The organism is Variovorax sp. J22P240, assembly GCF_030316855.1.
In the GTDB taxonomy this organism is placed as follows: Bacteria; Pseudomonadota; Gammaproteobacteria; order Burkholderiales; family Burkholderiaceae_C; genus Variovorax.
In genome coordinates this window covers 120,945-146,629 of sequence record NZ_JASZYR010000007.1, presented here as the reverse complement: position 1 = coordinate 146,629, position 25,685 = coordinate 120,945, and the positions used below count along the sequence as shown (strand labels likewise).

24 protein-coding genes and 2 pseudogenes are annotated in these 25,685 nt (G+C 63.7%); 9 read left to right on the top strand and 17 right to left on the bottom strand.

Features of this window, described 5'->3' with window-relative positions; translation table 11 throughout:
* Window positions 1–35: 35 nt before the first annotated feature.
* The 12 genes from QTI24_RS18930 to QTI24_RS18870 all read right to left on the bottom strand — a co-directional run bounded on the left by QTI24_RS18930 (window position 36) and on the right by QTI24_RS18870 (window position 12,132).
* Window positions 36–866, bottom strand: coding sequence for an HpcH/HpaI aldolase/citrate lyase family protein (locus tag QTI24_RS18930; protein WP_286602549.1), 831 nt, complete (start codon window positions 864–866; stop codon window positions 36–38).
* Window positions 867–876: 10 nt separating this feature from the next.
* Window positions 877–2,067, bottom strand: a complete 1,191-nt coding sequence (locus tag QTI24_RS18925) for a CaiB/BaiF CoA transferase family protein (protein WP_286602547.1) — start codon at window positions 2,065–2,067, stop codon at window positions 877–879.
* 36 nt (window positions 2,068–2,103) lie between these two features.
* On the bottom strand, window positions 2,104–2,964 hold the full coding sequence (locus tag QTI24_RS18920) for an HTD2 family dehydratase (protein ID WP_286602545.1): 861 nt from the start codon (window positions 2,962–2,964) through the stop codon (window positions 2,104–2,106).
* A 391-nt stretch (window positions 2,965–3,355) separates the two neighbouring features.
* Window positions 3,356–3,886: a hypothetical protein gene (locus tag QTI24_RS18915; protein WP_286602543.1), complete on the bottom strand. Its 531-nt coding sequence runs from the start codon at window positions 3,884–3,886 to the stop codon at window positions 3,356–3,358.
* A complete protein-coding gene (locus QTI24_RS18910) occupies window positions 3,883–5,634 on the bottom strand; it encodes an amidohydrolase (protein WP_286602539.1) in 1,752 nt (583 codons plus the stop codon). Before QTI24_RS18910 ends, QTI24_RS18915 begins: the two co-directional genes overlap by 4 nt.
* Before the next feature lie 469 nt (window positions 5,635–6,103).
* Window positions 6,104–7,027 carry a LysR substrate-binding domain-containing protein gene (locus QTI24_RS18905; protein WP_286602538.1) on the bottom strand — a complete coding sequence of 308 codons (924 nt, stop codon included), beginning with the start codon at window positions 7,025–7,027 and terminating at the stop codon, window positions 6,104–6,106.
* A gap of 167 nt (window positions 7,028–7,194) precedes the next feature.
* The gene (locus QTI24_RS18900; protein WP_286602537.1) at window positions 7,195–7,419 is read right to left on the bottom strand and encodes a hypothetical protein; all 225 of its coding nucleotides are present in this window, start codon (window positions 7,417–7,419) and stop codon (window positions 7,195–7,197) included.
* Between the two features lie 373 nt (window positions 7,420–7,792).
* Complete coding sequence (locus QTI24_RS18895; RefSeq protein WP_286602536.1) at window positions 7,793–8,062, bottom strand: hypothetical protein; 270 nt, start codon at window positions 8,060–8,062, stop codon at window positions 7,793–7,795.
* A gap of 84 nt (window positions 8,063–8,146) precedes the next feature.
* A complete protein-coding gene (locus QTI24_RS18890; protein WP_286602534.1) occupies window positions 8,147–8,440 on the bottom strand; it encodes a hypothetical protein in 294 nt (97 codons plus the stop codon).
* Between the two features lie 151 nt (window positions 8,441–8,591).
* A complete protein-coding gene (locus QTI24_RS18885) occupies window positions 8,592–9,080 on the bottom strand; it encodes a Crp/Fnr family transcriptional regulator (RefSeq protein WP_286602532.1) in 489 nt (162 codons plus the stop codon).
* Window positions 9,081–9,597: 517 nt separating this feature from the next.
* On the bottom strand, window positions 9,598–10,536 hold the full coding sequence (locus tag QTI24_RS18875) for an ABC transporter substrate-binding protein (protein WP_286602530.1): 939 nt from the start codon (window positions 10,534–10,536) through the stop codon (window positions 9,598–9,600).
* A 591-nt stretch (window positions 10,537–11,127) separates the two neighbouring features.
* Window positions 11,128–12,132 (bottom strand): AraC family transcriptional regulator, encoded by a 1,005-nt coding sequence (locus QTI24_RS18870; RefSeq protein ID WP_286602529.1) that lies wholly within the window; start codon window positions 12,130–12,132, stop codon window positions 11,128–11,130.
* A gap of 124 nt (window positions 12,133–12,256) precedes the next feature.
* Between QTI24_RS18870 and QTI24_RS18865 the strand changes: the two genes are divergently transcribed.
* From QTI24_RS18865 to QTI24_RS18845, 5 genes are all read left to right on the top strand, one after another.
* Entirely contained in the window at window positions 12,257–13,165 is a 909-nt protein-coding gene (locus QTI24_RS18865) for a TauD/TfdA dioxygenase family protein (RefSeq protein ID WP_286602526.1), read from the top strand.
* A gap of 65 nt (window positions 13,166–13,230) precedes the next feature.
* Window positions 13,231–14,286 carry a beta-keto acid cleavage family enzyme gene (locus QTI24_RS18860; protein ID WP_286602524.1) on the top strand — a complete coding sequence of 352 codons (1,056 nt, stop codon included), beginning with the start codon at window positions 13,231–13,233 and terminating at the stop codon, window positions 14,284–14,286.
* A 61-nt stretch (window positions 14,287–14,347) separates the two neighbouring features.
* Window positions 14,348–15,988, top strand: a complete 1,641-nt coding sequence (locus QTI24_RS18855) for a 3-(methylthio)propionyl-CoA ligase (RefSeq protein WP_286602522.1) — start codon at window positions 14,348–14,350, stop codon at window positions 15,986–15,988.
* 89 nt (window positions 15,989–16,077) lie between these two features.
* The gene (locus QTI24_RS18850; protein WP_286602520.1) at window positions 16,078–17,064 is read left to right on the top strand and encodes a Bug family tripartite tricarboxylate transporter substrate binding protein; all 987 of its coding nucleotides are present in this window, start codon (window positions 16,078–16,080) and stop codon (window positions 17,062–17,064) included.
* A 358-nt stretch (window positions 17,065–17,422) separates the two neighbouring features.
* Window positions 17,423–17,785 carry a hypothetical protein gene (locus tag QTI24_RS18845; RefSeq protein WP_286602518.1) on the top strand — a complete coding sequence of 121 codons (363 nt, stop codon included), beginning with the start codon at window positions 17,423–17,425 and terminating at the stop codon, window positions 17,783–17,785.
* Window positions 17,786–17,944: 159 nt separating this feature from the next.
* Here QTI24_RS18845 and yidD read toward each other — a convergent pair.
* Window positions 17,945–18,133, bottom strand: a pseudogene (gene yidD / locus QTI24_RS31495) (membrane protein insertion efficiency factor YidD); the annotation flags it as partial.
* A gap of 52 nt (window positions 18,134–18,185) precedes the next feature.
* Window positions 18,186–19,369 (bottom strand): annotated as a pseudogene (locus QTI24_RS18840) (IS3 family transposase); the annotation flags it as partial.
* Between the two features lie 78 nt (window positions 19,370–19,447).
* Between QTI24_RS18840 and QTI24_RS18835 the strand changes: the two are divergent.
* Window positions 19,448–20,437, top strand: a complete 990-nt coding sequence (locus QTI24_RS18835) for a fatty acid desaturase family protein (RefSeq protein WP_286602516.1) — start codon at window positions 19,448–19,450, stop codon at window positions 20,435–20,437.
* Window positions 20,438–20,816: 379 nt separating this feature from the next.
* Here QTI24_RS18835 and QTI24_RS18830 read toward each other — a convergent pair whose 3' ends face one another.
* From QTI24_RS18830 to QTI24_RS18820, 3 genes are all read right to left on the bottom strand, one after another.
* Window positions 20,817–21,557 (bottom strand): flavin-containing monooxygenase, encoded by a 741-nt coding sequence (locus QTI24_RS18830; RefSeq protein ID WP_286602514.1) that lies wholly within the window; start codon window positions 21,555–21,557, stop codon window positions 20,817–20,819.
* Window positions 21,558–21,725: 168 nt separating this feature from the next.
* The gene (locus tag QTI24_RS18825; protein WP_286602511.1) at window positions 21,726–22,229 is read right to left on the bottom strand and encodes a flavin-containing monooxygenase; all 504 of its coding nucleotides are present in this window, start codon (window positions 22,227–22,229) and stop codon (window positions 21,726–21,728) included.
* Window positions 22,230–22,641: 412 nt separating this feature from the next.
* Window positions 22,642–23,658 carry an AraC family transcriptional regulator gene (locus QTI24_RS18820; protein ID WP_286602510.1) on the bottom strand — a complete coding sequence of 339 codons (1,017 nt, stop codon included), beginning with the start codon at window positions 23,656–23,658 and terminating at the stop codon, window positions 22,642–22,644.
* A gap of 139 nt (window positions 23,659–23,797) precedes the next feature.
* Here QTI24_RS18820 and QTI24_RS18815 point away from each other — a divergent pair, with 139 nt between their 5' ends.
* Genes QTI24_RS18815 through QTI24_RS18805 form a run of 3 tightly spaced genes read left to right on the top strand, consistent with a single transcriptional unit; the run spans window position 23,798 to window position 25,683 of the window.
* On the top strand, window positions 23,798–24,184 hold the full coding sequence (locus QTI24_RS18815; RefSeq protein WP_286602508.1) for a carboxymuconolactone decarboxylase family protein: 387 nt from the start codon (window positions 23,798–23,800) through the stop codon (window positions 24,182–24,184).
* A gap of 48 nt (window positions 24,185–24,232) precedes the next feature.
* Window positions 24,233–25,288 (top strand): beta-keto acid cleavage family enzyme, encoded by a 1,056-nt coding sequence (locus QTI24_RS18810; RefSeq protein WP_286602506.1) that lies wholly within the window; start codon window positions 24,233–24,235, stop codon window positions 25,286–25,288.
* Between the two features lie 41 nt (window positions 25,289–25,329).
* Complete coding sequence (locus QTI24_RS18805; protein WP_286602504.1) at window positions 25,330–25,683, top strand: Rieske (2Fe-2S) protein; 354 nt, start codon at window positions 25,330–25,332, stop codon at window positions 25,681–25,683.
* The last annotated feature ends 2 nt before the right edge of the window (window positions 25,684–25,685 follow it).

Here is a 25,685-nt window from a genome sequence, read left to right as displayed (position 1 = left end):
CTCTTTCTGCGGTGGAAGTTGGTGAATGAGGTCTGTCAGCTGCGGGCCAGGGCCAGCGTGCGTTGCGCCTGGAGCACCACGGGACGGTCGACCATGCGGCCGTCGAGGCGGGCTGCGCCGGGCGATGCGGCATCGGCAACCAGGACGCGGTTGGCCCAGTCCAGTGCCTCCGCGCTCGGACGCAGTGCGGTGTGAATCGGCTGTACCTGGCGCGGGTGGATACAGAGCTTGGCGCCGAAGCCAAACCGTCTGGCCTCGGCCAGATCCGACATCAGCCGCGCCTCGTCGTCGAGCTGCGGCGTGACGCCGGCGACCGGTGCCGGCAGGCTCGCCAGGCGCGAGGCGATCGCGATCCGGCTGGCTGCATAGCCAAGGCCGGAGGCGTCCGTCGAGATGTCCATGTCGAGGTCGAGTGCGAAATCGAGCGTTCCGAACACCAGGCGTTGCGCGCCGGCGGCCGCAATGCGGTCGACTTCCGACACCCCGCGTGCGCTTTCGATGAGCGCGAGGATGCCCGCGTCGGGCAAAGCCGCCTGGGTCTCTTCGATCTGCGCGGCCGACTCTGCCTTGGGCAAGAGCAAGCTGATCCCATGCGCGTCGCCCAACGCCGCAAGGTCCGCGGCAAACCAGGACGAGTTCGCGTCATTGATACGCACGACGACGCGCGACCGGTCTGCGGGCGTCGCATTCTGCAGCCATGTCGCGACAACGCCGCGTGCAGTGGCCTTGTCGTCGGCAGCCACGGCGTCCTCGAGGTCGAGAACGACCTTGTCGGCACCGCTGGCCAGCGCCTTGTCAAAACGTTCCGGGCGGGTGCCAGGCACGAAGAGGTAGGTGCGCGCAGGAGGCGGTAGTTCAGCGGGCATGGTGGCGACCTCAGACGGCTTTGGATGTGTGCAGTCCGGCGATCTCGGCCGCGCTGTAGCCGAGCTCACCCAGGATCGCGTCCGTGTGTTCGCCGAGCGCTGGCACGGGGTCCATGCGGGGACCGGTATCCCACGTGCCGGGAGGCAGCATGGCGGGAACCGGTCCCATCGCCGTCCCCACCTCGGTCCAGCGCCCACGTGCCTCGAGCTGCGGATGCGCCCAGACTTCCTTCATGGTGTTGACCTGTGCGTTGGCGATCTGCGCGGCCTCGAGCCGCTCGACCACCTGCCTGCCAGTCAGGGGCTGAAAGGCGTCCACGATGATCTGGCGCAACGCAACCCGCTCTGCCACACGCTTGAAGTTGGCGGTGAACCTCGGATCGTTCGCGAGATCGGGTTGCTCCAGCACCTTGTCGCAGAAGCTGACCCATTCGCGCTCGTTCTGCAGACCGAGCATGACGGTGGCGCCGTCGCCTGCCGGGAACGGACCGTAGGGATAGATCGTCGCATGGCTGGCGCCGGTGCGCGGCGGAGGCGCGGCGCCTTCGAATGCGTAGTAGAGCGGGTAGCTGGTCCATTCGGCGAGCGACTCCAGCATGGAGATGTCGATGCGTTGGCCCTTGCCGGTCTGGCCGCGCTGCAGTAGCGCCGCCAGGATGCTGCTGTACGCGTACATGCCGGCGGCGATGTCCGCGATCGAGGGGCCCGCCTTGCAGGGCTCTTCGGGCGTGCCTGTCACGGAGACAAAGCCGGCCTCGCTTTGGATCAAGAGGTCGTAGGCCTTCTTGTCCCGGTACGGGCCGGGATTGTGCGGGTCGTCCCCGTACCCAGAAATGTCGCAGACGATCAAGCCTGGTTTGACGCCGGCCAGCTTGTCGTAGCCCAGGCCGAGGCGCGTTGCAGCGCCCGGTGCCAGGTTCTGCACGACCACGTCGGCTTTCTCCATGACCAGGCGCTCGAGAATCGTGGCTGCCTCGGGGTGCTTCACGTCGAGCGTGAGACTTTCCTTGGAGCGGTTGGTCCAGACAAAGTGCGACGCCAGGCCGCGAACGCGTTCGTCGTAACCGCGGGCGAAGTCGCCCGAACCTGGGCGCTCGATCTTGATGACGCGGGCCCCGAGGTCAGCCAGTTGACGAGTGGCGAAGGGCGCCGCAATCGCGTGCTCCAGCGTGACGACGGTGATGCCATTGAGTGGCTGCATGAATTTGTCTCTCTTGATGTTGTGGTTGGGGCGGGGTCAGCGCAGCACTGCGGTAGCGTCCATCGTCAGCCAGCCGTCGTGGTCCGAAGCCCACAGACGGATGGTCTTGCCGTCGGCCTGAGGTTGGCCGCTGACGTGAAAAGCGTTCAGGTCGAAAGTCGGGCGGACGGCCTTGAAGCGAAAGCTTGCGACGTCGGCTTCTGGCAGCTCGCGGCGCAGAAGGTCCATCAGAAGTGTCGCGATCAAGGGACCGTGCACGATCAGGCCCGGGTAGCCTTCGACCTGAGTCACGTACTGGCGGTCGTAGTGGATGCGGTGGCCATTGAAGGTGAGCGCCGAATAGCGAAACAGCAGCACGTCGTCCGGCACGATCTCGCGGCGCCAGGCGGCATCGGCCGGGGCGGCCTGGGGCGGTGGCACTACATCGTTCGGGCCCTGTGCTTCGCGGTAGACGATGTCGTGGAACTCGACCAGGGCCGGCTCGACGGCCTCGTTGCAACGTACTTCGTGACGCACCTTCACGAATACAAGCTTGCCGGTGCGGCCTTCCTTGGTCGTGACGTCATCGATGGTCGAGGTGCGTACGACACGGTCGCCTACGCGAATCGGAGCGCGGAACTCGAACTGGCTGCCGGCCCACATGCGTCGAGGCAACGGAACCGGCGGAAGGAAGCCGCCGCGCTTGGCATGGCCGTCAGCGCCGATTTCGCTCTGTCGATGCATCGGCAGGAAGTAGAGCCAATGCCAAAGTGGAGGAAGCGTGGTGCCGGCACTTGCCGGGATCGCCGGATGGTCCAACGTCGCCGTCAGTGCGACCATGGGGGTGGGGCTAATGGTGTCTTCGATTCTTTCGCTGCGTCCGACCCACGATTGCAGCTGATCTTGCTGTGCGTCCAATGTTGTCTCCTTTGCCAGCTGCACCAAATGGCAGCGGATCTGGGAGCAAGTGTGCGACGCAGGCTAACTTAAGGGAATTGCAATGTTTGGTCCTATTGATGCACGCGGCGCAATAAACGCCCTGCGCCCGAGCGGCTAGGAAGGCTCGCATGCACCCTCTCGTGCTGAGCACTCGTCACACCAGCTCCTCGAGACTGAAAGTCCGCTCGCTTGTGCGATGCGGTCGTTCGCTCCCAAAGCCCATGGTTGATGTCCCACCAGGTGGGCAGGTCGGGCGTTGGTCGGCGCGAGGCGCGCTCCACGTGCCACATACTGACATCGATCTGTCCGTCGCAACCATGCGATGAAGGCACAACGTAGTTGGCAGCCACCAGCGAAACTGCGTCCCAGTTCAGTGACTGTTCACGCTGCGCAATGTCACTATCTCGCTGTCGGCAAGCCGGTATAGCAGTGCGGTGGCGTCGTCCTGCACCAGTTCCAGCTTGCCGCGCACTGCCAGAACTTCCGCGGGCCCGGCCAGCCGCCGCAGATCGGCCGGCCGTTTCAGGCTGACCTCCACGATGCCTTCCGGCTCCACTGGCCTTGCGCAGCCGCGGCACGCAATCTTCTGCGAGCTCAGAAGAAACATGCGATGCGGGCTTGTTGGGCCATCAACCAGCGTCACATAGCCATACAGCGTGACCTTTTTGCCATCGTACTGGCGGATCGGCTGGGTGAATTTGCGCACCAGTTTGCCCTCGCTGCGCCACACGCCTACCTTGGCTAGCGTGCCCCACAGCATGGTGCCTTGTGGCGCGCGGCCGAAGTCGAGTTCGCCTTCGTGCTCGTCGTCATGCGCATGGACTGCGGCACCGGCCAGCGCAATGACCGTCGCCACGGCAAATGCAGTGAAGCGCCGGCCAGCCTGCGCGCGTCCGCTCATAGCGAGAATTCCGGGTCCTTGTAGACCAGGGTGCCACCGACGAACGTGGCATAGGCCTTGAGACTTTCGACCTGTTTGTCGGGGATGGTCATGTAGTCGGCCGACAGCACGACGAAGTCGGCCAGCTTGCCCTGCTCGATCGAGCCCTTGATGGCTTCCTCATCTGTGAGCTTGGCGTTGTTCAGCGTGATCATCCTGAGGACCGCCTCGCGCGAAGTCACCGCTTCGTTGGAGCCGTAAACGCCAGCAGAGATCGTCTCGCGGCTCAGGAAGTGATACATCACCCAGAACGGATTCAACGGCACGACAGACGAGTCGGTACCCAGCGCTAGCAGGAAGCCCTGATCCATGTAGGTCTTGAGCGGCGTCACCTGCGACGCGCGGTCCAGCCCCCAATAGCCCTTGAGCACGGGCGCTGCCAGATACAGGTGGTCCTGCACAGACAGGCGCAGGTTCATCGCCTTCATCTTTGGGTACTGGTCCGGCCGCGTGACGAACGCATGTTCGATCGCCCACCCGGCCTTGGTCAGGTCCTTGTCCGCGTTAGCCTTCTCGAAGCCCGAGAGAACTTGGTCCACCGCGGCATCGCCTACCGCGTGCACTGCTGCGCGCCAACCCTGCTTGTTGAGCGCAAGCACGGTGTCGTCGAATGCGGTCTGCGTCATGGTCTGCAAGCCGAAGTAGGTGCCACCCGCGCCAAGCGGATCGAGATATGCCTTGGTCATGCGGCCGCCTTCGAAGCCGCCGTCCACGCCGAGCTTGATGCCCCATACCTTCACCCATTCGTCACCCTCAAGAGGCTTGACACCAGCTGTTGCCAGCGGCGAGATGCCCGATGCGTTGGCGATGCGGAAGAGCACGCTGTAGCGCACGGTGGCCTGCCTCGTGTCGCGCAACTCCTGCAGTTGCCGATAGGTCGCCAGAGTGATGCCTGGCATCCGTACACTGGTGAGGCCGTACGAATTGAGCACCTTTTGCTGTGCAGCCAGATCAGCGACCGTCACTGCAGGCGGTGCCGGCAGTGGTGCCAGCGCTTTCGCAGCATCGGTCAATTCACCCGTCAAGTTGCCTTGCGCATCCTTCGGAATCGCGCCACCGGCAGGCACCTGCGTGGAGGTGGTAATGCCGAACTTGATCAGCGCGGTCGTGTTCAGGAACATGCTGTGGCCGCCGCGCACCAGCGCCACTGGAACGCCGGGCGCTGCGACTTCCAGCTCGGCCGCCGTGGGCAGACGCTGCTCAGCCAATTGAGCCTCATGCCAGTCGGCGTTGGACACCACGACAGCGCCGGGCGCAGCCTTGGCTGCCCCTTCAGTGACTTTGGCAAACAGCTCGGACAACGAACGTGTCTTTGACAAGTCCACACCAGGCCCGCCGCCCGCATCGTGAAAGTGGCTGTCAGTCAGCCCCGGGATCACCGTGCGGCCTTTCAGATCGACCACCGTCGTGGCGCTGCCGCGGTGCTGAAGCGCTTCGTCGTTGGAGCCGACGCGCAGAAACTTGCCATCCTTAACGGCGATCGCCTGTGCGATGGTGGAGTTGCCGTCCACTGTGACGACCTTCGCATTCGTGTAGACGGCATCAGCCGCGACTGGCGACTCCGACGGCGTCACCGATGCAGGCAGCATTGCCGGCACCGAGTTGCCCCCCCCGCATGCCGCGATCGTCGCGCATGCGACGGCACCGAACATGAGGTTGGCAATTAGCTGGTGGCTGGAGCGCGCACCGGCAAGTACTTTCATCTTCATTCCACTGTCTCCTTTTATTCGACCGACACACAACGAACCGTGACAACGAGCAAGGGCACCCCATGTCAGGCGCTTCAGAAAATCAGCTCTTCAGCGCCTCCACGCGGGCTTGTTCAGCGAGGGCGGTTAGACCGAGCGCAATGCGCCACTTGACACTCAGTACCCCGGCATCCAGTGGGACGGTAGTCATCGAGCCCGAAGGCCTCGACCCGCAGCTGTGCTGGCCGCGACGCACTGCTACCGTCGGCGCCGCCAGTCAGCGCCTGGGTCGCGATCACACCGACGGACAGGAGGATGAAGCGGGGTCATGCCGGCCATCGTCGTGATTTGCTGTCGCTTACGCATGTCTCTCCTACCGCCGGCCATCGAACGTGAGCCTGATCTGCAGAGGAGTCTAGGAGCGGACGGCGCCAGCGAGGAGTAGGCGCGCAGCAAAGCAATTTTCCGGAAATGCGTTGCTCACCGCCGTTCAGGGATGCAGCGCCATCTGTTGGGTAGTCTCGACTAGCATGTCCAAGAAGCAGCGTCCGGCCGGCGTGAGATCGCGCCGCGAGGGATACAACGCGTAGATCGACACCGTGGGCGGTCGCCACCCCGGTGCGATCACGCACAGAAGCCCCGCCTCGATGTCTTGGGCGCACATGACCAGAGGCAACTGCGCTACGCCAACGCCGGCTAGCGCCGCCTTCTGGATCAGCAGGAGGTTGTCGCTGGTCATACGCAACTGCACATCGACTTCCACCGGCGCTTCATCCGACCGTTCGAGCTGCCAGCATGCGGGCTTGGACCTGAAGGTCCATCCGATCGCGGCGCAGCCGGCCAAGTCCGCAGGGCTCGCCGGATTGGGAAGCGCTCCGTGGACAGCCGGCGCGCCCACCAGCAAGTATTGCGCGTCGAACAACTTGCGAGCGACCAGGCTGGATTCGCGCAGCGGCTGCAGACTGGCAACGATCAGCAGATCGCTGGAATCCCCGAACGCCGAGGGCGGCCGGCCGTCGGTGGAATCGAGGGTCACGGATACGTTCGGATGACGGCCCGTGAACTCAATCACCATCGGGCCTATCAACCCGAGGGCCAATGCCATGGGGCAGGAAACGCGCAAGTGGCCCGCAGGCTCGCCAGCGCTGTGCCGCGCCGCGGCGATCGCGTTCTGCGTCTCAGCGCGGATCGTCAGTCCGTGCTGGTAAATCCGTGCACCGACTTCCGTGACCTTGAAGCTGCGAGCGCCGCGTGTCAAGAGACTTACGCCGAGTTGCTTCTCCAGCGCCGCGACACGGCGGCTCAGGCTGGAGACTGGAATGCCGAATCGTCGGCTCGCCGCACTGAAGCCCCCGGCTTGCACAACTACCACCAAGGCCATCAGGTCGTCGACGACACTGCCCAACTCTTCCATCGGAACTCCCGCTCTACGGAACAAGGGCGACATTCTGCGTCATGGTAGTCCCGGGCAACTCCGGTCCGTCATGTCGCTGCGACTTGGGTCTGCTTCGACTCAGCAAGCCGACGTTGTGGACCCGCATGAGGAGGTATCAGCTTTGATTATCTGCGCGATCAACGCGATCAGGCCGCGGCGCGCAGCGACTGCGACACCAGTGGCCACGCGTATTCGCGTCCCATCATCGCCCGTGCGAACAGGTAGTTGTTGCGGAGGCGCTCGCTTAAATGATCGAGATCGACGTGTCCTTCGCGATCGCATGGAAAGGTCAGCGCGCGACCCATTTGAATTAGCGACTGGAAACGGAGTTCGAACTCATTTGAGGTCGGGGCAGCTGATGAGTGGTTCATGGTGATTCTCCTGACGGCTTACCATCTTGACCATTACGATCCACCTAATCGGAAATCTAGAACGTGGGCTTCTAGCCCGTCATGCATGCGCCACTGTCGCCTTTCGCGATCAGCAATGCCCTACGTATGCACTGGCGGCCCATTGCACGGGTGTCTCGTTTTCGGCCTGATCTCGAGCCGATCGAACCGCGGAGTGTGCGGGTGCCCGGGAATCGCTGCGCCCGGCGCAGCGACGGCTACAACTAACAGGGATCCGATGGAGCGGCCGGCGACCGCAAAGGCCCGTGACGCATCGCGGGGGCACTTCGTTCATCAAACACTTTCACCCGACCAAGCAAGGCCGTCACCACGACGTCCGCGAGCGATGCGGCTCCTAGCCGAGGGTGCAGGAAAAATCGTCGGTCTCCAGGAAAACTGCGTGACCTGGGCTCCGGCTGTAGCGCTCCACTGCCATGGCCTCTATGACGTCGAAGTTCGCCTGACATGCTTCCAGCAGACTTTCGGGGCCGCCTTCGGCGCCAAAGAGATCTTGCAATGCATCGGCAGCGATTTCGCCAAGTATGCGAGGTCCGTCAAAGCTTTCCGGATAGAAGGCAAACCTCACGGTTGCCCTGTCAAAGCAATGGATCGCCTCGCATTTCATGATGTGCTCCTGCGGAATGACGCACGGTCAGGCGGCCTGTTCACGAGAGCGGTCTGGGGCGGCCTTGAAGGAGTCGCGGACTCCTCAGCTTCGCCTGCAACTGGGACTTGTCGCTACCATGGGCGGGAGGTTGTAATGCCCACTAGGGGCGATCGCACTGGCATGAGGTTCCACTTCCACATGCGGACTGCTCGGACGCTGTTCATACTCGGCGATCCAGCGGTTCAGGCGACGGTTCAGTTCGATCTGGGCCGCCTCTTCACCCGCGAAACGGCCCGACAGCGCAAGCCGGCACACGAGGATGCCGTTCTCGAAGATGTCCGCGTGGTAGCTGAGGCCGCCATCCATGGGCTCGGCCTCGATCGTCGTCGTCCACATGGGCCGATCCCGCACCAGTGTTCCGTCGCAGTCCATGGATGGCGACTGGTTCTGGGGCATTGAGGCCGCGTTCACGGTCCCACCATAGCCCTTGGGCGCACCCGACTCCGTGCGCCAGCGCACATAGTGACAAAAAAAAACGCCGGCACCGTTATCCGAGAGTTTCCACGTAACTTCGGCGGTCCGAGGCGTAGCAACCGCAGGCCATCTTTTCCAGTCCGGGGCGGTGAAGCACGGTGAGCTCACCACGCCCGTACCGGATAAGTCCTTCGTGCTGCAGCGTCCGCGCGGCAGCGGTGATGCCGACGCGGCGAACGCCCAGCATGTACGCGAGGAACTCCTGAGTCACGCGAAAGTGATCGGTGCGCGCCCGGTCCTGCGTCATCAGAAGCCAGCGCGCCAGTCGATGCCCGATCTGATGGTGGCGCAGACATATCGCGGAGGTCGCACGCTGCGTCATGAGTACGTAGACGTAGCGATTCAGCACCCGTCGCAGTTCCGGGCTGTCCACGAGTTGCGCCTCCAACGCGCTGACGCCGATGCGCAACGCGACGCCCTGGCCTTTCACCACGGCGCGCAACGGTGTGCTCGACACGCCAAGGGCCACCTGCACGCCGACCATTCCTTCCCGCCCCACCATTCCGACCTCCAGGCCGGGCCTGTCCCAACAAGGAGATGAACCCGACGATGGGAAAGTAGGCATATCGTGTCGCGTCCCCCGCCTCGCAAAGCACATCGCTGAGCACGAGTTCGACGGTGTCATTGGCGGAGATCAGCTTCTGACGGGCGCCGCGAGGCAACAGCTTGATGAGCTGGTTATCGACTTTGACCAAGAGAGGCTCCGATCTCGGTTGCGCCGCCGAGTAACGGGAAACCGGAGAACCGCGTTGTGGTGTCTGCCGTGTCGAGGGGTGCAGCCAGAATGCGCTCTCTGCGCGTGCGCTACTGTCAGGTGGCCTGCTTGTTCGGAAGAAGGCGTTCGTACTCGTTCTTCACTACCGCGTAGCACTCGCACGATCGCCTCCAACCTCGCGCGGTTCGAGCACCTTGATGCGTCCCCGCGCATAGCGGATCAAGCCGGCAGCCTGCAGTTTCGTCGCTGTCATGGTTGGATAGCTTCTCCAGCAGCTCGGGGTGATCGCGGGATATGTGGGCCTTCACCGCGTCGATCCCGCCCGAGAATCACTAGTTCCGACGCGTTGTGAGTCGTGGCAATTGTTCTCGTTGTCACACAAATGGGGCATGTTGTTGTGTGCAGCCTCCGCCCCGTTCGCGCGCATCAGCACCGCCTTGGGAATCGTGATGCGAAGCGCCTCGGCGGTTTTCAGGTTGATGGCGAGTTCGAACCTCGTCATCTGTTCCACTGGCAGGTCGCCGGGTGGGGTGCCCTTGAGGATTTTGTCGATTTGGGCCGCGTTGCGCTGGGCGAATTCGATGAAATTGGGGCCGTACGAAAAGAGGCAGCCGGCCTGCACCAGTTCCCTGAATTCGCAAGCGGTCGGTAGCCGACGGACGAGCGCGAAGTCCATGATGCGCTCGATGTTCAAGAACGTCAGGCCACTGGTGAAAACGACGACGCCGCCTAGCGGCTTGCCAGCGGCGGCCGCGAAGACGCGGCTGAAATCGTCCGGGCGCCGCACCTCGAGCGCGGAGACTGCGACGCCTAGCGCGCTGGCTGCCGTCCGGGTCGACATCAGATGCAGCGGTGAGGCTTGGTCACCCGCGTCGTAGAGCACCGCCACTTGCGCCAGGCCCGGCACGATCTGTTTCAGGAATTCAACGCGCTTGGAGTCGAGTTCGGGCGCGAGGCTTTCCACGCCGGTGAGATTGCCTCCTGGACGACGCAAGTTAGACACTAGCCCGATCTCGCGAATGCCGTGGGCGGCATGGACGACGATCGGAATCGTCCGCGTCGCCCTTTGCGCGGCAAAAGCCGACTGGTTGGAAATCGCAATGATCAGGTCGACATTCAGGTTCACCAACTCCGCCGCCAACTCGGCCAGGCGAACCGGATCGCTGTTCGCGCCCCGGTACTCCATGACCAGGTTTTTGCCTTCGACATAGCCTAGTTTGCCAAGTTCTTGCACGACCAGCATCGGCGGACCACCAGGCTCTGTGATCTCAAGGTATCCGATACGAACAATCTTGCTCGGCGCGTCAGCCGCGGATGCACTTGCAGGGCCGTCAATGCTGCAAGTGCGAGGGACAGGAGCGCGCGCGGCATCCTGGCTCCGATTCTGATGTTCATCGTTGGCGCGACCTGCGACTCGCATTTAGCCTTGGGCCGCCTCCTTGCTCAATCGAGCCTTAACAGACTCAGTGTATAGCGGCCGTTGCCGGCAGCGGGATAAACGTCCGCAGTTGACCGCGAGCACCAATTCGAGACCGCGCTTGATAGCTGACCCTCGGCGTGATCGCGCTGTTCGCCAAGGGCTGCTAGCGGCGAGCTTGACGAACAGGTAGTCCCGGCCACGAGCGGTCGGTCGCGCGTCTACCGGCTATGACCGATCACGAGACCTTTGCAGTCGTTGCTGCGACCGCCTCGGCCGTCCGTATGCCAAAACGGACATCCATTTGGCGGACATTCACCCGGTGACTTCAGATAGAGCTGCTGCATCCTGGGATCTCGACGCGATCGCCATTCGGAAGATTGCCTCTGACGCTGCCGCGGAGCGGAGGTCTGAGCACTACGGGCCGGCCGCAGTCGCTCGCCTCCGCGATGCGCTGGCGCCAGCATGCTGCCGATACCAGCGTGAGAACGCGCTCGGCGCCGAGAAGCCCAGCAGTTCGGACACCTCTGCAAGCGGCCGCTCGCCCTCGTCGATATAGCGTGCGGCCAGTTCGTGCCGAGCCGCCTCGACGATGCCGCTGAAGGTCTCACCTTCCTTCGCGAGCTGCCGGTGGACGGTGCGCCGACCCATGCCGACGTGCTGAGCGACCAACTCGATCCGGCAGTGGCCGGCGGGTAGCAGCATGAACACCAGTTGCCGCACTTCGTTGGTGAATGTCTTTCCGTCACCGCGCAGGCTCGCTTCGAGCACCTGACGTGCATACCGGGCGATCACCGGGTCGGCGCCGGGGTTGGGCGCTTCGAGATCCCGCGCGTTGCAGACGATGCCGTTGAAGTCGTGTCCGAACTCGACGTTGCGGCCGAAGACGCGCCAATGGACTGAGCGGTCCTTCGGTGCCGCGTGCGCGAAGCAGATGCGCTTAGCGCGCCAATTCGGGCCGAGAAACACGCTCAGCAATCGGAACACGACGCCGATTGCCAGCTCGGTAGATTGCCGCACTGGTGCGGCCTTGCCGACGATCACCTCCTCACGGATGACGACCACGTCGCCCGCTACTTCGACTTTCAGGAACACCGCCGCGTTGTGCAGGCGGCTGAAGCGCAGGAGCGCATCGAGCGCGCGTCGCAACGTCGGTTCCTCGCGCATGAGCAGGCCGACCGGCCCGAGATTGGAAAGACGACGCGTCTCGGCCATGCGCAACCCGAAGGCCGGTTCACCGCTGAGGTCCGCAGAAAGTTCGAGCAGATGCCGAACACCGTCGGCAGGCACCTTGAGATCAGGATCACTCAACGCATCCGAGGGCAACCCGGTCCCCGCGAGCATCGCGTGCGGATTGAGGCCGACGCTGCGCGCGACCTCGGCGAAACCGGTGAGGCTGGCGCTGCGCAATAAGACGGGCATAAGGGGTTTTCCCGCGGTGACCCCAAATGGTAATTCACCGACCCTATCCGTCAAGTGAGAGTTGCCCTGAGCGGGGACACTTCCTTCCATCGAATGCACCCCCCCGAACTCAAAAGGAGACAACATGACTACCGCTTTCGCCCCTGCCGTCGTTCGCGCCGACTCGCTGCCTGATTCGATCAAAGTTGAGCAACTCACCTGCGCTATCGGCGCGGAAATTAGCAATGTGAACCTCGGCGTCGCTTCGCGTGATCCGGAAACGATGGTCGAGATCCGCAGCTTGCTGCTGAAGCACCGGGTTCTGTTCTTCCGCGACCAGGACATCACGCGCCCCGAACATGTGGCCTTCGCACGCCATTTCGGCGAACTGACAGAGCACCCCTATGCTCCCGCCGATCCGGATGCCCCGGGCCTACAGCGCATCTACAAATCGCCCGAGAGCCCCGACGGCGCCGGACGCTACGAAAGCGCATGGCACTCCGACGCCACCTGGCGCGAGCAGCCGCCCCTGGGCTGCGTACTGCGCTGCGTCGAATGCCCGCCGGTGGGTGGCGACACGATGTGGGCCAACATGGTGCTGGCGTATGAGGGCCTGCCGGAGCACATCAAGACCCAGATTGCCGACCTGCGTGCTAGCCACAGCCTTCAGTCCTCCTTCGGTGCGGTTCAACCCATCGAAAAGCGCCTGGCGCTGAAGGCCCAGTACCCGGATGCCGAGCACCCAGTGGTCCGCACGCATCCGGAGACGGGCGAGAAGGTCCTCTTCGTCAGCGCGTATGCCACGCACTTCACCAACTTCCACACCCCCGCCAACGTGCGCTACGGAATGGACCACGCGCCGGGTGCCTCACAGTTGCTGCAGTACCTGATCAGCCGCGCGTTCATCCCTGAATACCAGGTGCGATTCCGTTGGAAGCCAAACAGCGTCGCGATGTGGGACAACCGCAGCACTCAGCATTTGGCAGTGATGGACTACCCGCCTTGCCACCGAAAGATGGAGCGCGCAGAAATCATCGGCGAGGCCGTGTTCTGAGCCGACGCCGCGACTGCAAGGCGCCGGCGCCCGACTGAACCCCACCATCAATCCAAGGACACATCATGCATTTCCTCGACGACTCCCTCTTGCCCGAAAACCAGCAGAAGCTCGTGATTCAGGTCGCGCCGTATGGACCCCAGTGGGTCCCTGGCGATTCCGACGACATTCCGGTCACCATGGACCAGCAGGTCCAGAAGGCGGTTGACTGCTGGAATGCCGGCGCCACCGTGCTGCATGTGCATGTGCGAGAGGAAGACGGCAAGGGCAGCAAGCGGCTGTCGAAGTTCAACGAGCTGCTGGCGCGACTGCGCGAGGCCGTGCCGCAGATGATCCTGCAGGTCGGCGGCTCGATCTCCTTCGCCCCTGAGACGGAGGGCGAGGCCGCCAAGTGGTTGAACGACGACACGCGCCACATGCTGGCCGAGCTCACCCCCCGCCCCGATCAGGTCACAGTTGTGGTCAATACCACCCAGATGAACATCATGGAACTGATGACCGAGGCGGACATCGCGGGCACCTCGCTCACCGCCCCAGGGGTGCAGGCCGCTTATCGCGACATGGTCGTTCCGGCAAACCCGTCATGGTATGAGGAGCACATCCGCCGGCTGGTAGCCAACGGCATCCAACCGCTCTTCATGCTGGGTGGGCTGACCTCGCTCGAGTCGGTCGAGCGCCTGGTGCGACGCGGCGCGTACTGCGGCCCTTTGATCCTCAACTACGTCGCGATCGGCGGCGGTGCCTCCGGCGTGCATCCGGCGGACATGCTGGAGTTCGCGCGCCGCACGCCCGATGGCGCGGTGCTCACGATCGAGACACTGAACCGCAATGTGTTCCCGATGAACGCGATGGCGATCGCACTCGGCATGCATGTGCGCGTCGGCATCGAGGACACGCTGTTCGGCCCCACGGGTGAGCGCATGAGTTCCGTGCAGCAGATCGAGTCGATGGTCCGCATGGCGCGCGAGCTGAACCGCGATGTCGCCAGCGGCGAGGAGGCACGGCAGATCTACAGACTCGGCGAGACCTACCGCAACGCGGATCAAACGCTGGCCAAGCTCGGATACGCGCCGAACCGAGCCTACGGGGAACGTGGCTTCCCGCTGCGCCAGGTCGCTTGAACGTTGTCGCCGGGTTCGCTGCCCGCGACTTTTTTGAAACTGTTTGAAGAGGAGGTTCCACATGCTGGGTTTGATGCAAGACCAACAGTTGCTGATCTCGTCGCTGATCGAGTTCGCAGACTGTCACCACGGCGATACCGAGATCGTCTCGCGACGTGTCGAAGGCGACATCCACCGCACGACTTGGCGCGAGGTCGCCGCGCGGTCGCGCCAGGTGGCCAATGCGCTCGACCAGGAGCAACTGGGGTTCGGCGACCGCGTCGCCACCCTGGCCTGGAACGGCTATCGCCATCTGGAGCTTTACTACGGCGTGAGCGGAACAGGCCGTGTGCTGCACACCGTCAACCCGCGGCTTCACCCCGACCAGATCGCCTGGATCACGAACCACGCCGAAGACGAGATCATGTGCTTCGACTTGAGCTTCCTGCCGATCGTGCAGCAGATCCATGGCGAGTGCCCCACGGTCAAGAAGTGGATCGCACTGTGTGACGCCGACAAGCTGCCCGCGGACAGCGGCATCCCGAAGCTGGAGAGCTACGAGGCATGGATCAGCACGCACAGCTCAACGTACGACTGGCCGAGCTTTGACGAGAACTCGGCCTCCAGCATGTGCTACACGAGCGGAACCACCGGCAACCCGAAGGCAGCGCTCTACAGCCACCGCTCCACGATGCTGCATACCTATGCCTCTGCCATGCCGGATGTGATGGCGATGTCGGCCCGCGATTCCGTGCTGCCGGTCGTGCCGATGTTCCACGTCAATGCCTGGGGCATTCCGTACTCGGCCGCACTGGTCGGCGCCAAGCTGGTGTTCCCCGGCCCGGCGCTTGATGGCAAGTCGGTGTTCGAGCTGATCGAAACCGAGAAGGTCAGCTTTGCGGCGGGCGTGCCGACCGTCTGGCAGATGATGCTGGGCCACATGCAGGCCAACGGCCTCGAGTTCTCGACACTCAAGCGCACGGTGATCGGCGGCTCGGCCTGCCCGCCGGCCATGATCGATGCCTTCCAGCACCAGTACGGCGTCGAGGTGCTGCATGCCTGGGGCATGACAGAGCTGTCGCCGCTCGGCACGCTGTGCACGTTGAAGAACAAGCACCTCACGCAAATGCCCGAACAGCAGATGGCCATCCGCCTGAAGCAGGGCCGGGGCATCTTCGGCATCGAGATGAAGATCGTTGACCCTGAAGGCAAGGTGCTGCCGTGGGACGGCAAGGCCTCGGGCGACCTGCTCGTCACGGGTCCGTGGGTGATCAAGAACTACTTCAAGGGCGAGAGTGATCCGCTGGTGCGCGACGCGAAGGGGCGTGGCTGGTTCCCCACCGGCGACGTCGCCACCATCGATGCCGACGGCTATCTGCAGATCACCGACCGCAGCAAGGACGTGATCAAGTCCGGCGGCGAATGGATCAGCTCCATCGAAGTCGAGAACATCGCCGTCGCGCACCCGGCGATCGCGATGGCGGCATGCATCGGCGTGGCACATCCGAAGTGGGATGAACGCCCGGTCGTCGTGGTGGTGAAGCAGCCCGGCGCGGAGGTTTCGTGCAAGGAACTTCTAGCTTTCTACGAGGGCAAGACCGCCAGGTGGCAGATCCCTGACGACGTGGTATTCGCCGAGTCGATTCCGATTGGGGCCACCGGGAAGATCCTGAAGGCCCGCCTGCGCGAGCAACTGAGCGACTACAGGCTACCGGGCCTGTGAGATGCGCGGTCTCGAACCGCGAAGTGAGATCTTCACTGGCCCGAGGGGCCAACCCTGAATACACAACTGAAATCAACTGGAGACAAGACATGACTTACCTATTCAACCGCCGTCATCTCGGCGCCGCCCTGGCCGCCACTCTCGCAATGCTGGCCTCGCCTGCCACGCTCGCGCAGGCCGGATCCGACAAGGTGCTTCGCATCGTCGTGTTCGGTCCGGCTGGTGGCACCACCGACATCGTGGCCCGGCTTTATGCGGATGGCTTGCAAAAGGAACTGAACCTGCCGGTGATCGTCGATCCGAAGCCCGGTGCCGGTGGCGCGCTGGCCGTCAATGAACTGATGCAAGCGCCGCACGACGGCAACACGGTGCTCGTCGCACTCAATGCGCTGGTGAGCGAGATCCCTCATATCGTCAAATTGCGCTTCGACATGGCCAAGGACATCAAGCCGATCGTTGACCTGGCGCACGGCGGGCTCGTGTTGGTGGGCAATCCGTCGGTGCCGGCGAAGAACGTCGCCGAGTTGGTCACTTATGTAAAGGCCAACCCAGGCAAGGTGAGCTACGCCTCCTACAGCCCCGGCACCTTGTCGCATGTGATGGGGCTGCAATTGAACAAAGCCGCCGGCATCGATATGGCGCATGTCGGGTACAAGGGCTCGACCCCGGGACTGGCCGATGTGATGGGCGGCCATGTGCCGCTGATGTTCGACGGGATCCCGACATCGATTCCGATGGTCAAGGCCGGCAAGGTCGTGCCTTTCGCGATCAGTCTGCCCCAGCGTTCGCCGATGCTGCCCAATGTGCCGACATTCACGGAGCTCGGCTACCCGCAACTCGAGGCGGTGATTTGGCAGGGCATGTATGTGACACCTGACGTGCCGGCTGCGGCACAGAATCGGCTGCGCGAAGCCGCGCTGAAGGTCATGGCGCAGCCCGCGATGCGCGAGCGACTGAAGGAGATCAGCGTCGAGGTCGGCCAGCCGCGGACGTCAGAGGAGATGACGAAGTCGCTGCGCGCCGACTACGAGCGCGTCGGCGCGGTGCTGAAGTCGATCAACTTCAAGGCTGAGTGAGCCACGGGCGCGGCCCACACCCGACCGACAAGGGTCCGATTCCACCAACCAAACCTTGAAGGGACACCCTGAAGGTCTGTTCTCGGCTGCGTTGCAGACATTCGGGGTGGATGCTCGAAAGTCGGCAGAGGGCCGAGCCTGTGTGAAAACTCCGTTGACTCACGTTTTCGAGGGTCCTTGACCCCTTGGAGCATTCGAGAAAACGCCGCCTGAGCCCATTTGAGAGGTCGACTTTCGGAATGACGTCGACCGCATCTCGTTTTCACACAGCCTCGGCCCAAACCGGCTGTACGCCGCGCTCCAAAGCCGCCGTTCGCGTGTGCTATCTTGCTGCGCATCTTCGAGGGGTGACATTCGGATGACCGACACGTTGAAGGCGCTTACGGAAGCCCAGATTGACGACGCAATGGGGCCTGTCCGAATGGCCTTCCCAAGGGCATCGTTCGCCCTTGACGACGTGCCCGCGTCCCTCCATCAACTCGCCCCCTATGCCGCACGCTGGGGCGTCGCCGATGATTCGGTCAGGGACAGCGTCATCAGAGGAACGCCCTTGACGCTCAAGCGGAACTTGAGGTGGATGGTCACCGTCCTCGACTACGCTCTGACGGAATGGCTGGCCGGTCCCGAATCTTTGAGCACCGAGCCAACGGACGCCTACGTTGCCTATTCGGCGATGCGGATGGCGGCCGACGGCATCAGCAGCAAGGACCTTCACGACTGACCGGGTGTGGCCGGATTCTGACCTAGCCGGGCCAGCACGCGCAGCACCCTGGCAGTTTCCTCGCTCCCCAGCGGGACCAGAGCGGCAAGCCTCAGCGGGAGCTTCCGGCGGCGCCGCGGCGGCTTGGCCTTCCGCGCTGGAGAGGACTCGTGCCGAGTCGGCGCATGCTTCAAAGCGGCGGATGGTGACGATGACGCCGGCCACGATGCCCAGGCGAGCAATCGCTCGCTTTGCGAACCGCGAACATGAAGCTCCGCCCGTCCGCACTCGATGTGCGCAGCCGAAGCCCTTGTAGGGTGAGATGAACCGCTGGTATCCGTCAATGGCAGCTATCGCGAAGGTCTTCATGTGCCTCGTCGGACGTCCGTACTGATCTTGCCCCCGTATCTCAGGACACGGCCTATACGCAATGTAGCGCCGGTTGTTCAAGTTGAGCGCGGCGTGTCTGCTCAACCCGTTGCCGCCTGAACTCGCGCGGCGATTTCATCTTCAAGCTCGAGTGCGGGTGAATCTCGTTGAAGTGCTCGAACGCAGCTGGCAATTGCGCCAGTACGGTCGGGGCGTCGCTGAGGTCCATGCGTCCCACGTAGTCACGCTTGAAGGTGTTGACGAAGCTTTCGGCCATGCCATTGCTCTGTGGACTGCACACTGGCGTATTGACCGGCGTCAGCCCGAGCGACTTGGCGATGCGTCGAGTCTCGTGGGCGATGTAGGCGCTGCCGTTGTCAGTCAGGAATTGCAGCGAGTAGCCCGCAGGAAGGGCCTCTACCGTGCCGAAGCGCTTTTCCACCGCCTCGATGAGCATCTCGCGCACCGGCTCGCCCGGCAGCCCTTTGCCCTCCCATGCTCGGAAGGCCACGATCTCGCGATCACAGCAGTCCTTGGCGAACGTGGCGGTGACGGTTTGTCCCGAGTCGCACTTGATCTCGAAGCCGTCCGAGCACCAGCGGGTGTCGCTGGCCTCAACAGACACGGTGCCAGTGTGCCTGCGGCTGGACTGCGGACGCCGCGGCGCCTTGGGCAACAGCAAAGCGTTGGCTGCCATGACGCGATAGACGCGCTTGGGATTCACACGCGGGGCGTCCACCCCCGCGCGTTGGCGATTGACCAGCGCGCAGGCTCGCCGATAGCCGTAGCTCGGCAGGTCCGTGATCTGCTCGCGGATGTCTGACAGAAGTTGTTCGTCACTGCGTGGCGTGCGTTGTGTGCGGCCATCGATCCACGAGGCCGATCGGTTGCGCAGCAGATGGACATTCGAGCGCGCCAACCCCAATGCCTGGCAGACGGTCATCATTGACCGTCCCCGGGCAACAAGGGCGAGCGCGCAATCCACTTTTTTTCGGCGGCGTACTCCACTGCCTCTTTGAGGATTTCGTTTTCCAGCGTTTTCTTGCCCAGCACGCGCTGCAACTTGGCAATCTCGGCGCGCGCCGCTGCGAGTTCAGAAGCTGGCACTACCGCCTCGCCAGCGGACACGGCCATCAGGGCGCCTTGGCGTTCGAGCTTGCGCCACTGGAACAGCAGGCTGGCGGCGACACCTTCCTGGCGAGCCACCAGCGACACGCTCATTCCCGGCTCGTTCGTATCTGGCGCTTCATGACAACAGATTTTGCCCTTCCCTTGATTCAATCGGAGCATCGAGATTGCATTTGGAAGTTCCCCATGAATGAAGTACGCAAACTGCTGGACCGCGAAGAGCTGCTGATGTTGCAGCGCAAGTCCACCTGGAAGGCAGCCTGGATGCTGTTGGTCAACTGGTGCCTGATCGCGGCCAGCTTTGCCGTGGTGATCGCCCGGCCCGGCATTGCCACGGTAGCGCTTGCTATGCTGGTGCTGGCCGGCCGCCAGCTGGGTCTGGGCATCCTAATGCACGAGTGCGCGCATCGCTCCTTCACGCCCTCTCGCCCGCTGAACGACTGGATCGGCCAGTGGCTGTGCGCCGCGCCGGTGTTCGCCGACCTGTCGATCTATCGCAGCTATCACATGACCCACCACGTGAAGACCGGCAGGGAGGACGACCCGGACCTGCCCAACTACCGTGGCTATCCGGTCAGCCCAGCCTCACTGGCGCGCAAGGTCCTTCGCGACCTGCTCGGCCTCACCGGCCTGAAGGCGGCCGCCACGCTCGCCGTGCTGTATGCGCATGCGGAGCCTGAGAAGCTGCGATTCGGCTACGCCTACAAGAAGCAGAGCGCCGAACGCGCGGCAATGGATAGCGATAGTCCCGGAAAGCGCAATGCGCGACACCTGCTGTGGAACGCCCGCCGCATCCTGCTCGTACATGCCTTGGCGCTCGCCCTGCTGTGGGCCTGCGGTCACGCGATCGTCTACCTGCTGTGGCCGGCGTCATGGCTGACCACGTACATGATGGTCAGCCGTGTCCGTAATGCGGCCGAGCATGGCGCATTACCGGGCACGGTGAGCCAAGACATCTGGTCGAACACGCGCACGGTCCTCGCGGCGTGGTGGGAGCGCCTGCTATTCGCTCCAAACTTCGTCAACTTCCACATCGAGCATCATTTGATGCCGACCGTTCCCTCGTACAACCTGCGGCGGATGCACCGGCTTTTGAGGGACAAGGGGTTCTTTCAGCAGGCCCACGTCGCCGGAGGGTATGTACAGGTCATACGGAGGCTCGTCAGCAAGCGTTGATAAGTAGTGAACAGCGATTCTGAGACTCAAGAACGGAGCCGCATCCTCTGAACCATCAGGTCATCTCCCTGAGCGCCGGCGCCCTCTTCGCCATGGCGCGGGTTCTCAAGACAGGCTTCCCGAGAGCGGTCATTGTCCAGGGCCCGGAAATGGCCGCGAGCACCCGTTCGCCGCCGCGCTTGGTAGCAGCCCTTCGGAGTGTTCACACTGTTGACCAAGGGCAGCTATCGGCGAGTTCGGCGAAGTGGCAGTCACGCCCATTTCCAGTCTTCCACAAAGGGCCGGTATCGGCTCATTCGTTGAGTACCTGCTTGGGCGATGAAGGGGGATCGGCGCACCTGCCGTCAATCCCACGCGCGCGGAGCCGGCGCTGCCGCCATCAGCGCAGAAGAAAGCCCTCGTAGCCCCAGCCAGCCTCCGCCAAGCAACGTTTCGCATAAGCGGGGAATCCGCCGGCCAGCTGCATGAACATTCGCGGCTTGCCCGGAATGTTGGCGCCCAGGTACCAGGAGTTGCAGCTCAGGAAGACCGTTTGCGCAGCGACCGCGTTGACATGCGCGACCCAGGCGCTTTCGGCCTCGTCGGTGGGCTCGATCGTGGCGTGACCCTGCGCGTCGAGCCAGGCGATGCAGTCGGCGATCCAGTCCACGTGGTGCTCGATCGAGAGGATCACGCTCGTGAAGGCCGCGGCGCTGCCCGCGCCGGCGATGTTGAACAGATTCGGGAAGCCGGCCACAGTCAATCCCAGGTAGTTCAGCGGCCCGTGGCGCCACTTGTCCTGAATGCGCAGGCCGCCCGGGCCACGCAGATCCAGCCGCATCAGCGTGCCGGTGACGGCGTCGAAACCGGTGGCGAGTACCAGCGTGTCGAAGGCGTACTCGCGCGCGCCGGTTCGCAGGCCACCTGGCGTGATGGCCTCGATCGGTCGCTCGCTGACGTCCACCAGATGCACGTTCGACCGGTTGAAGGTCTCGTAGTAGTCGTCGGCCACGCACATCCGCTTGCATCCGATGGGCTGGTGCGGCGAGAGCAGCGCCGCCGTCGCCCGGTCGTGCACCGCCTGGCGGATCTTCCTGCGCACGAACTCGGCCGCCAGGGCGTTGGCCTGCAAATTGGTCATGACGTCGCCGAAGGCCCCCAGCAGGGAGAATCCGCCGACGCGCCAGCGGGCCTCGAAAGCCGCGCCCCGCTCTTCGGGCTCGCAGCCAGCGCCGAGTTCGGGTTCATCGGCAGATCGCAGCCGAAGCCGGTGCGCATCTGGCGATTGCGAGCGCGAAAGCCCGGGTAGTCAGCCTTCACGCGGGCCTCTGGGGAAGGCCGGCGTGTTGGGTGTCGACAGCGGCCCGCTGGCCAGCACAACGAAGCGCGCACGCCAAGTCAGCGCCGCGCCATCCTCGCCCGTGCTGCCGATCTCCCAACGCCGATTGACATCGTCGAAGCGCGCCGCCGTCACGCAAGTGTTCAGGTGGATGCCGCTGCGCAGGTCGAAGCGGTCCGCGACTTGGTTGGCGTAGCGCAGCAGTTCGGGCTGCGAGGCATAGCGCTCTGTCCACTGCCATTCCTGCTGCAGGGCCTCGCTGAACGAGAAGGAGTACTCCAGGCTCTGGATGTCGACGCGGGCACCTGGGTAGCGATTGGCATACCAGGTGCCGCCCACGCTGGGCGCGGCCTCGAGCACCAGCGCCGACAGGCCCATCGCGCGCGCCTTTTGCAGCATGCAAAGGCCGCCGAAGCCGGCTCCGACGATCAGCAGGTCCAGCGTGTCTGCCGGGCTTGTGCCATCGGCCGTCATGCGGCGTCGCGATCGAAGCGCCTCCGCGGCGCAAGGAATACGGTGAAGCGTTGCGTGGTGATGCGGAACTCCCAGATCTCGAAGTCGATAGCGACCAAGGTGTTGGCACACGAACTGACGCCCCATGAGGCGATGGCTGCCTAGCCGCAGAATGCAGCGTGGTCGGGTGACTGTCGATGGGATGGCTGAAGTGTCTAAAGAACGGAGCTCAGGGAGCGCTCGACTGCGGTTCGGCCTTCCTGCCACACACCGATATACCTTCGCTCGAACTGACTTCCGGCGCCGAGGCTGTTTGATTTGCGAAGCGCCGCTGGAGCGACTGCTTCGAGGAGACCGAATCAGGGCGGTGAATGTCGCTGTGGGCCCATAAGAGCCATCTGCAACCCGCGTTGGGCGCGCACAAAGCCGACACTCAGACAAGAGGTCGTTTTGCACCGACGTTCATGCGTCGCCGCCGTCCCGCAACCTCTCCGAACTGCTGCCTGTACCACCGCGAAAAAGCGCTTAGCGCCGAGAAGCCCAGCAGTTCGGCCACTTGCGACAGCGGCCGTGTTCCGTCATCTACGTACTGCGCGGCCAGCTCGCGCCGGATGGTGTTCAACACGTCGGAAAAAGTCGTGCCCTCGCGCAATAAGAGTCGATGAACGGTGCGCTTGTGGACGCCGAGGTTCTCAGCCACCTGCTCAACTGAGCCCTGGCCCGAAGGCAGCAACACGAGCAGGATGTGGCGCACGCTGTCAATCGCGCTCATGGGACCCGAGTCGGCAGCTTCGAGAGTCCGCCGCGCATAGCGCGCCATCACCGGGTCGGCCATCGGATTCGGTGCATCCATGTCGCGCGTGGTGCAGACAAGCCCGTTGAAATCCTGTCCGAACTCGATGGCGTAGCCGAAGATGCGGTGGTGCAGACTCGGATCTCGCGGTGGTGCGTGCACGAAGCAGACCCGCAGCGGGTTCCATGCCGGCCCGAGGAAAAACTTCAGGCTGCGAAAAGTCACGCCGACCAGCAGTTCCGTCGCTTGCCGAGACGCTCCGTGATGGCGAACGAGAAACTCTTCGCGGAGCACGGCAATGCCGTTGCTCTCCTCGAGCTTCATGAACAGTGACTCGTTGAGCACGTGGCTATAGCGAGCCATCGCCCGCACGAAGCGCCGGACCGTGGGTTCCTCGCGCGCTACCAGCGCCACGGCGCCCAGGTTCGACAGTTGCCGCGTTTCGGCCATACGCAGGCCGAAATTGTCCAGCCCGCTAGCGATCGCCGAGGCCTCGAACAGGGCCCGTACTGCATCGCTCGGGATCCGCAGGTCAGGATCATGCAGGCAGGCCGGACTCAGTCCCACCTCGGCCAGCATGACTAGCGGGTTGAGCCCGGCCGCTCGCGCCACTTCGGGGTAGTTGGTCAGGCTGGCGCTGCGAATGAGGCTCGACATGGAGTTAGCCCTGTGTGTCCTCTTAGGTTAAATGCATGGCACCTTTGGTCAATCGGCAAATCCCCAGGTCGGAACAATCACTATCGAACCAGCCGCAGCGTGCAAGTCACCTGCAGCACCACCTTCAGGAGACACGACCATGGAACACGACACCGCCCACTCTTCATCATCGACTCCGGTCTGCGACCGCTTGCGCAGCACCGACAACTGGAATCCCAACTGGGAACCCTTCGCCGAACTCGACCCCGCGTGGACCGAGAAATTCATGTCGATGGCCATGGCGCCGATGCTGTCGGGCGTGCTCGATGCGAAGACAGTTGAATTCCTCGCCATCGCCGTGGACGCCTCGTGCACCCATATGTATGGGCCGGGCGTGCGCCGCCACATCCGCAAGGCGCTGGACCTCGGGGCCACGAAGGAAGAGATCACCGCCGTGCTGCAGTGCGTGAGCGTGCTCGGCATCCACACCATGAGCATCGGTGCACCCATCCTGCTCGACGAAATGGCCTCAGCTTCGGCGCGCTGAGCCGCCTCCCGACCCACTCCACTCCCCGAACTTCAAGGACAAAACATCATGCAATTCTTCGACGACTCCCTCCTCCCTGAAAACCAGCAACCCCTCGTCATCCAAGTCGCGCCCTACGGCCCCCAGTGGGACGCCAGCGACTCCGACGACATCGCTGTGTCGATGGACGCCCAGGTCCAGAAAGCGGTCGATTGCTGGAACGCCGGTGCCACCGTGCTGCACGTGCACGTGCGCGAAGACGACGGCAAGGGCAGCAAGCGCCTGTCCAAGTTCAATGAGATGCTGGCGCGCCTGCGCGAAGCGGTGCCCAAGATGATCCTGCAGGTGGGCGGCTCGATCTCCTTCGCCCCCGAGGATGACGGCCAGGCCGCCAAGTGGATGACGGACGATACGCGCCACATGCTGGCCGACCTGAACCCGCGTCCCGACCAGGTGACGATCGCCATCAACACCAGCCAGATGAATGTGATGGAGCTGATGACCGAGGCCGATGTCGCTGGCACCTCGCTCTCCAATCCCGCCTTGCAGGCAGCCTACACCGACATGATCGTGCCATCGAATCCATCGTGGCATGTCGAGCACCTGAAGCGCCTCACGGCCAGCGGAATTCAGCCGCACTTCATGCTCGGCAACGTGGCCCAGCTTGAGACGGTGGAGCGGCTCATTCGTCGCGGCGTGTACATGGGTCCGCTGATCCTGAATTACGTGGCGATCGGTGGCGGCTTCGCCGGTCTGAATCCGGCGGACATGATGGAGTTCGTGCGCCGCACGCCCGACGGCGCGGTGCTCACGCTCGAGACCCTGAACCGTCACATCTATCCGATGAACACGATGGCCATCGCGATGGGCATGCATGTGCGCGTGGGCATCGAGGACACACTGTTCGGGCCGACCGGCGAGCGCATGACATCGGTGCAGCAGATCGAGGCCATGGTGGCCATCGCACGGGTTCTGAACCGCGACATCGCCAGCGGTGTCGAGGCGCGCCGCATCTACCGGATCGGCGAGACCTACCGCAGCACCGAGGAGACGCTGGCGCGAATCGGATTCGCACCGAACAGGGCCCAGGGCCAGCGCGGCGTGCCGATGCGCGTCGCCGCCTGAGAACGCTGTTCTCCCCGGCGCCGATCCACGAGGACAACAGCATGTCGATCTCCCACGACCCGACTTCCGCGGCACCACGGTGGACCGAACTGCTTGGAGAGCAGGAACTGAGCGAGCGCGGACGCGGCTTTGCCCGCCGCGACGGCCACGAGATTGCGCTCTTTTGCATCGAGGACACCGTGCATGCGATCGCGGACGGCTGCCCGCACGCCGGCGCGTCGCTCGCCAGGGGCGCGCTCGATGGCACCACGATCCAATGCCCCGCACACGGCCTGCGCATCGACCTTGCAAGCGGCTGCATCCACGGCGCATGCGGCGGGCTCGCGGTGCGCACCTACCCCGCGCGCGTGCTTGACGGCCGCGTCGAGGTCGACCTCGGCGAAGCAGCGCACTGACA

Bases quoted from the DNA above. Each gene is read 5' to 3' on its own strand.
- QTI24_RS18915 (WP_286602543.1), bottom strand. From the start codon at position 3,886: ATGAGCGGACGCGCGCAGGCTGGCCGGCGCTTCACTGCATTTGCCGTG.
- QTI24_RS18815 (WP_286602508.1), top strand. From the start codon at position 23,798: ATGGAACACGACACCGCCCACTCTTCATCATCGACTCCGGTCTGCGAC.
- QTI24_RS18875 (WP_286602530.1), bottom strand. From the start codon at position 10,536: ATGCTGGTCGTGCAAGAACTTGGCAAACTAGGCTATGTCGAAGGCAAA.
- QTI24_RS18895 (WP_286602536.1), bottom strand. From the start codon at position 8,062: ATGAAATGCGAGGCGATCCATTGCTTTGACAGGGCAACCGTGAGGTTT.
- QTI24_RS18810 (WP_286602506.1), top strand. From the start codon at position 24,233: ATGCAATTCTTCGACGACTCCCTCCTCCCTGAAAACCAGCAACCCCTC.
- QTI24_RS18860 (WP_286602524.1), top strand. From the start codon at position 13,231: ATGCATTTCCTCGACGACTCCCTCTTGCCCGAAAACCAGCAGAAGCTC.
- QTI24_RS18835 (WP_286602516.1), top strand. From the start codon at position 19,448: ATGAATGAAGTACGCAAACTGCTGGACCGCGAAGAGCTGCTGATGTTG.
- QTI24_RS18805 (WP_286602504.1), top strand. From the start codon at position 25,330: ATGTCGATCTCCCACGACCCGACTTCCGCGGCACCACGGTGGACCGAA.
- QTI24_RS18865 (WP_286602526.1), top strand. From the start codon at position 12,257: ATGACTACCGCTTTCGCCCCTGCCGTCGTTCGCGCCGACTCGCTGCCT.
- QTI24_RS18820 (WP_286602510.1), bottom strand. From the start codon at position 23,658: ATGTCGAGCCTCATTCGCAGCGCCAGCCTGACCAACTACCCCGAAGTG.
- QTI24_RS18925 (WP_286602547.1), bottom strand. From the start codon at position 2,067: ATGCAGCCACTCAATGGCATCACCGTCGTCACGCTGGAGCACGCGATT.
- QTI24_RS18850 (WP_286602520.1), top strand. From the start codon at position 16,078: ATGACTTACCTATTCAACCGCCGTCATCTCGGCGCCGCCCTGGCCGCC.
- QTI24_RS18830 (WP_286602514.1), bottom strand. From the start codon at position 21,557: ATGACCAATTTGCAGGCCAACGCCCTGGCGGCCGAGTTCGTGCGCAGG.
- QTI24_RS18870 (WP_286602529.1), bottom strand. From the start codon at position 12,132: ATGCCCGTCTTATTGCGCAGCGCCAGCCTCACCGGTTTCGCCGAGGTC.
- QTI24_RS18885 (WP_286602532.1), bottom strand. From the start codon at position 9,080: ATGGTGGGGCGGGAAGGAATGGTCGGCGTGCAGGTGGCCCTTGGCGTG.
- QTI24_RS18905 (WP_286602538.1), bottom strand. From the start codon at position 7,027: ATGGAAGAGTTGGGCAGTGTCGTCGACGACCTGATGGCCTTGGTGGTA.
- QTI24_RS18855 (WP_286602522.1), top strand. From the start codon at position 14,348: ATGCTGGGTTTGATGCAAGACCAACAGTTGCTGATCTCGTCGCTGATC.
- QTI24_RS18910 (WP_286602539.1), bottom strand. From the start codon at position 5,634: ATGAAGATGAAAGTACTTGCCGGTGCGCGCTCCAGCCACCAGCTAATT.
- QTI24_RS18930 (WP_286602549.1), bottom strand. From the start codon at position 866: ATGCCCGCTGAACTACCGCCTCCTGCGCGCACCTACCTCTTCGTGCCT.
- QTI24_RS18890 (WP_286602534.1), bottom strand. From the start codon at position 8,440: ATGTGGACGACGACGATCGAGGCCGAGCCCATGGATGGCGGCCTCAGC.
- QTI24_RS18900 (WP_286602537.1), bottom strand. From the start codon at position 7,419: ATGAACCACTCATCAGCTGCCCCGACCTCAAATGAGTTCGAACTCCGT.
- QTI24_RS18825 (WP_286602511.1), bottom strand. From the start codon at position 22,229: ATGACGGCCGATGGCACAAGCCCGGCAGACACGCTGGACCTGCTGATC.
- QTI24_RS18845 (WP_286602518.1), top strand. From the start codon at position 17,423: ATGACCGACACGTTGAAGGCGCTTACGGAAGCCCAGATTGACGACGCA.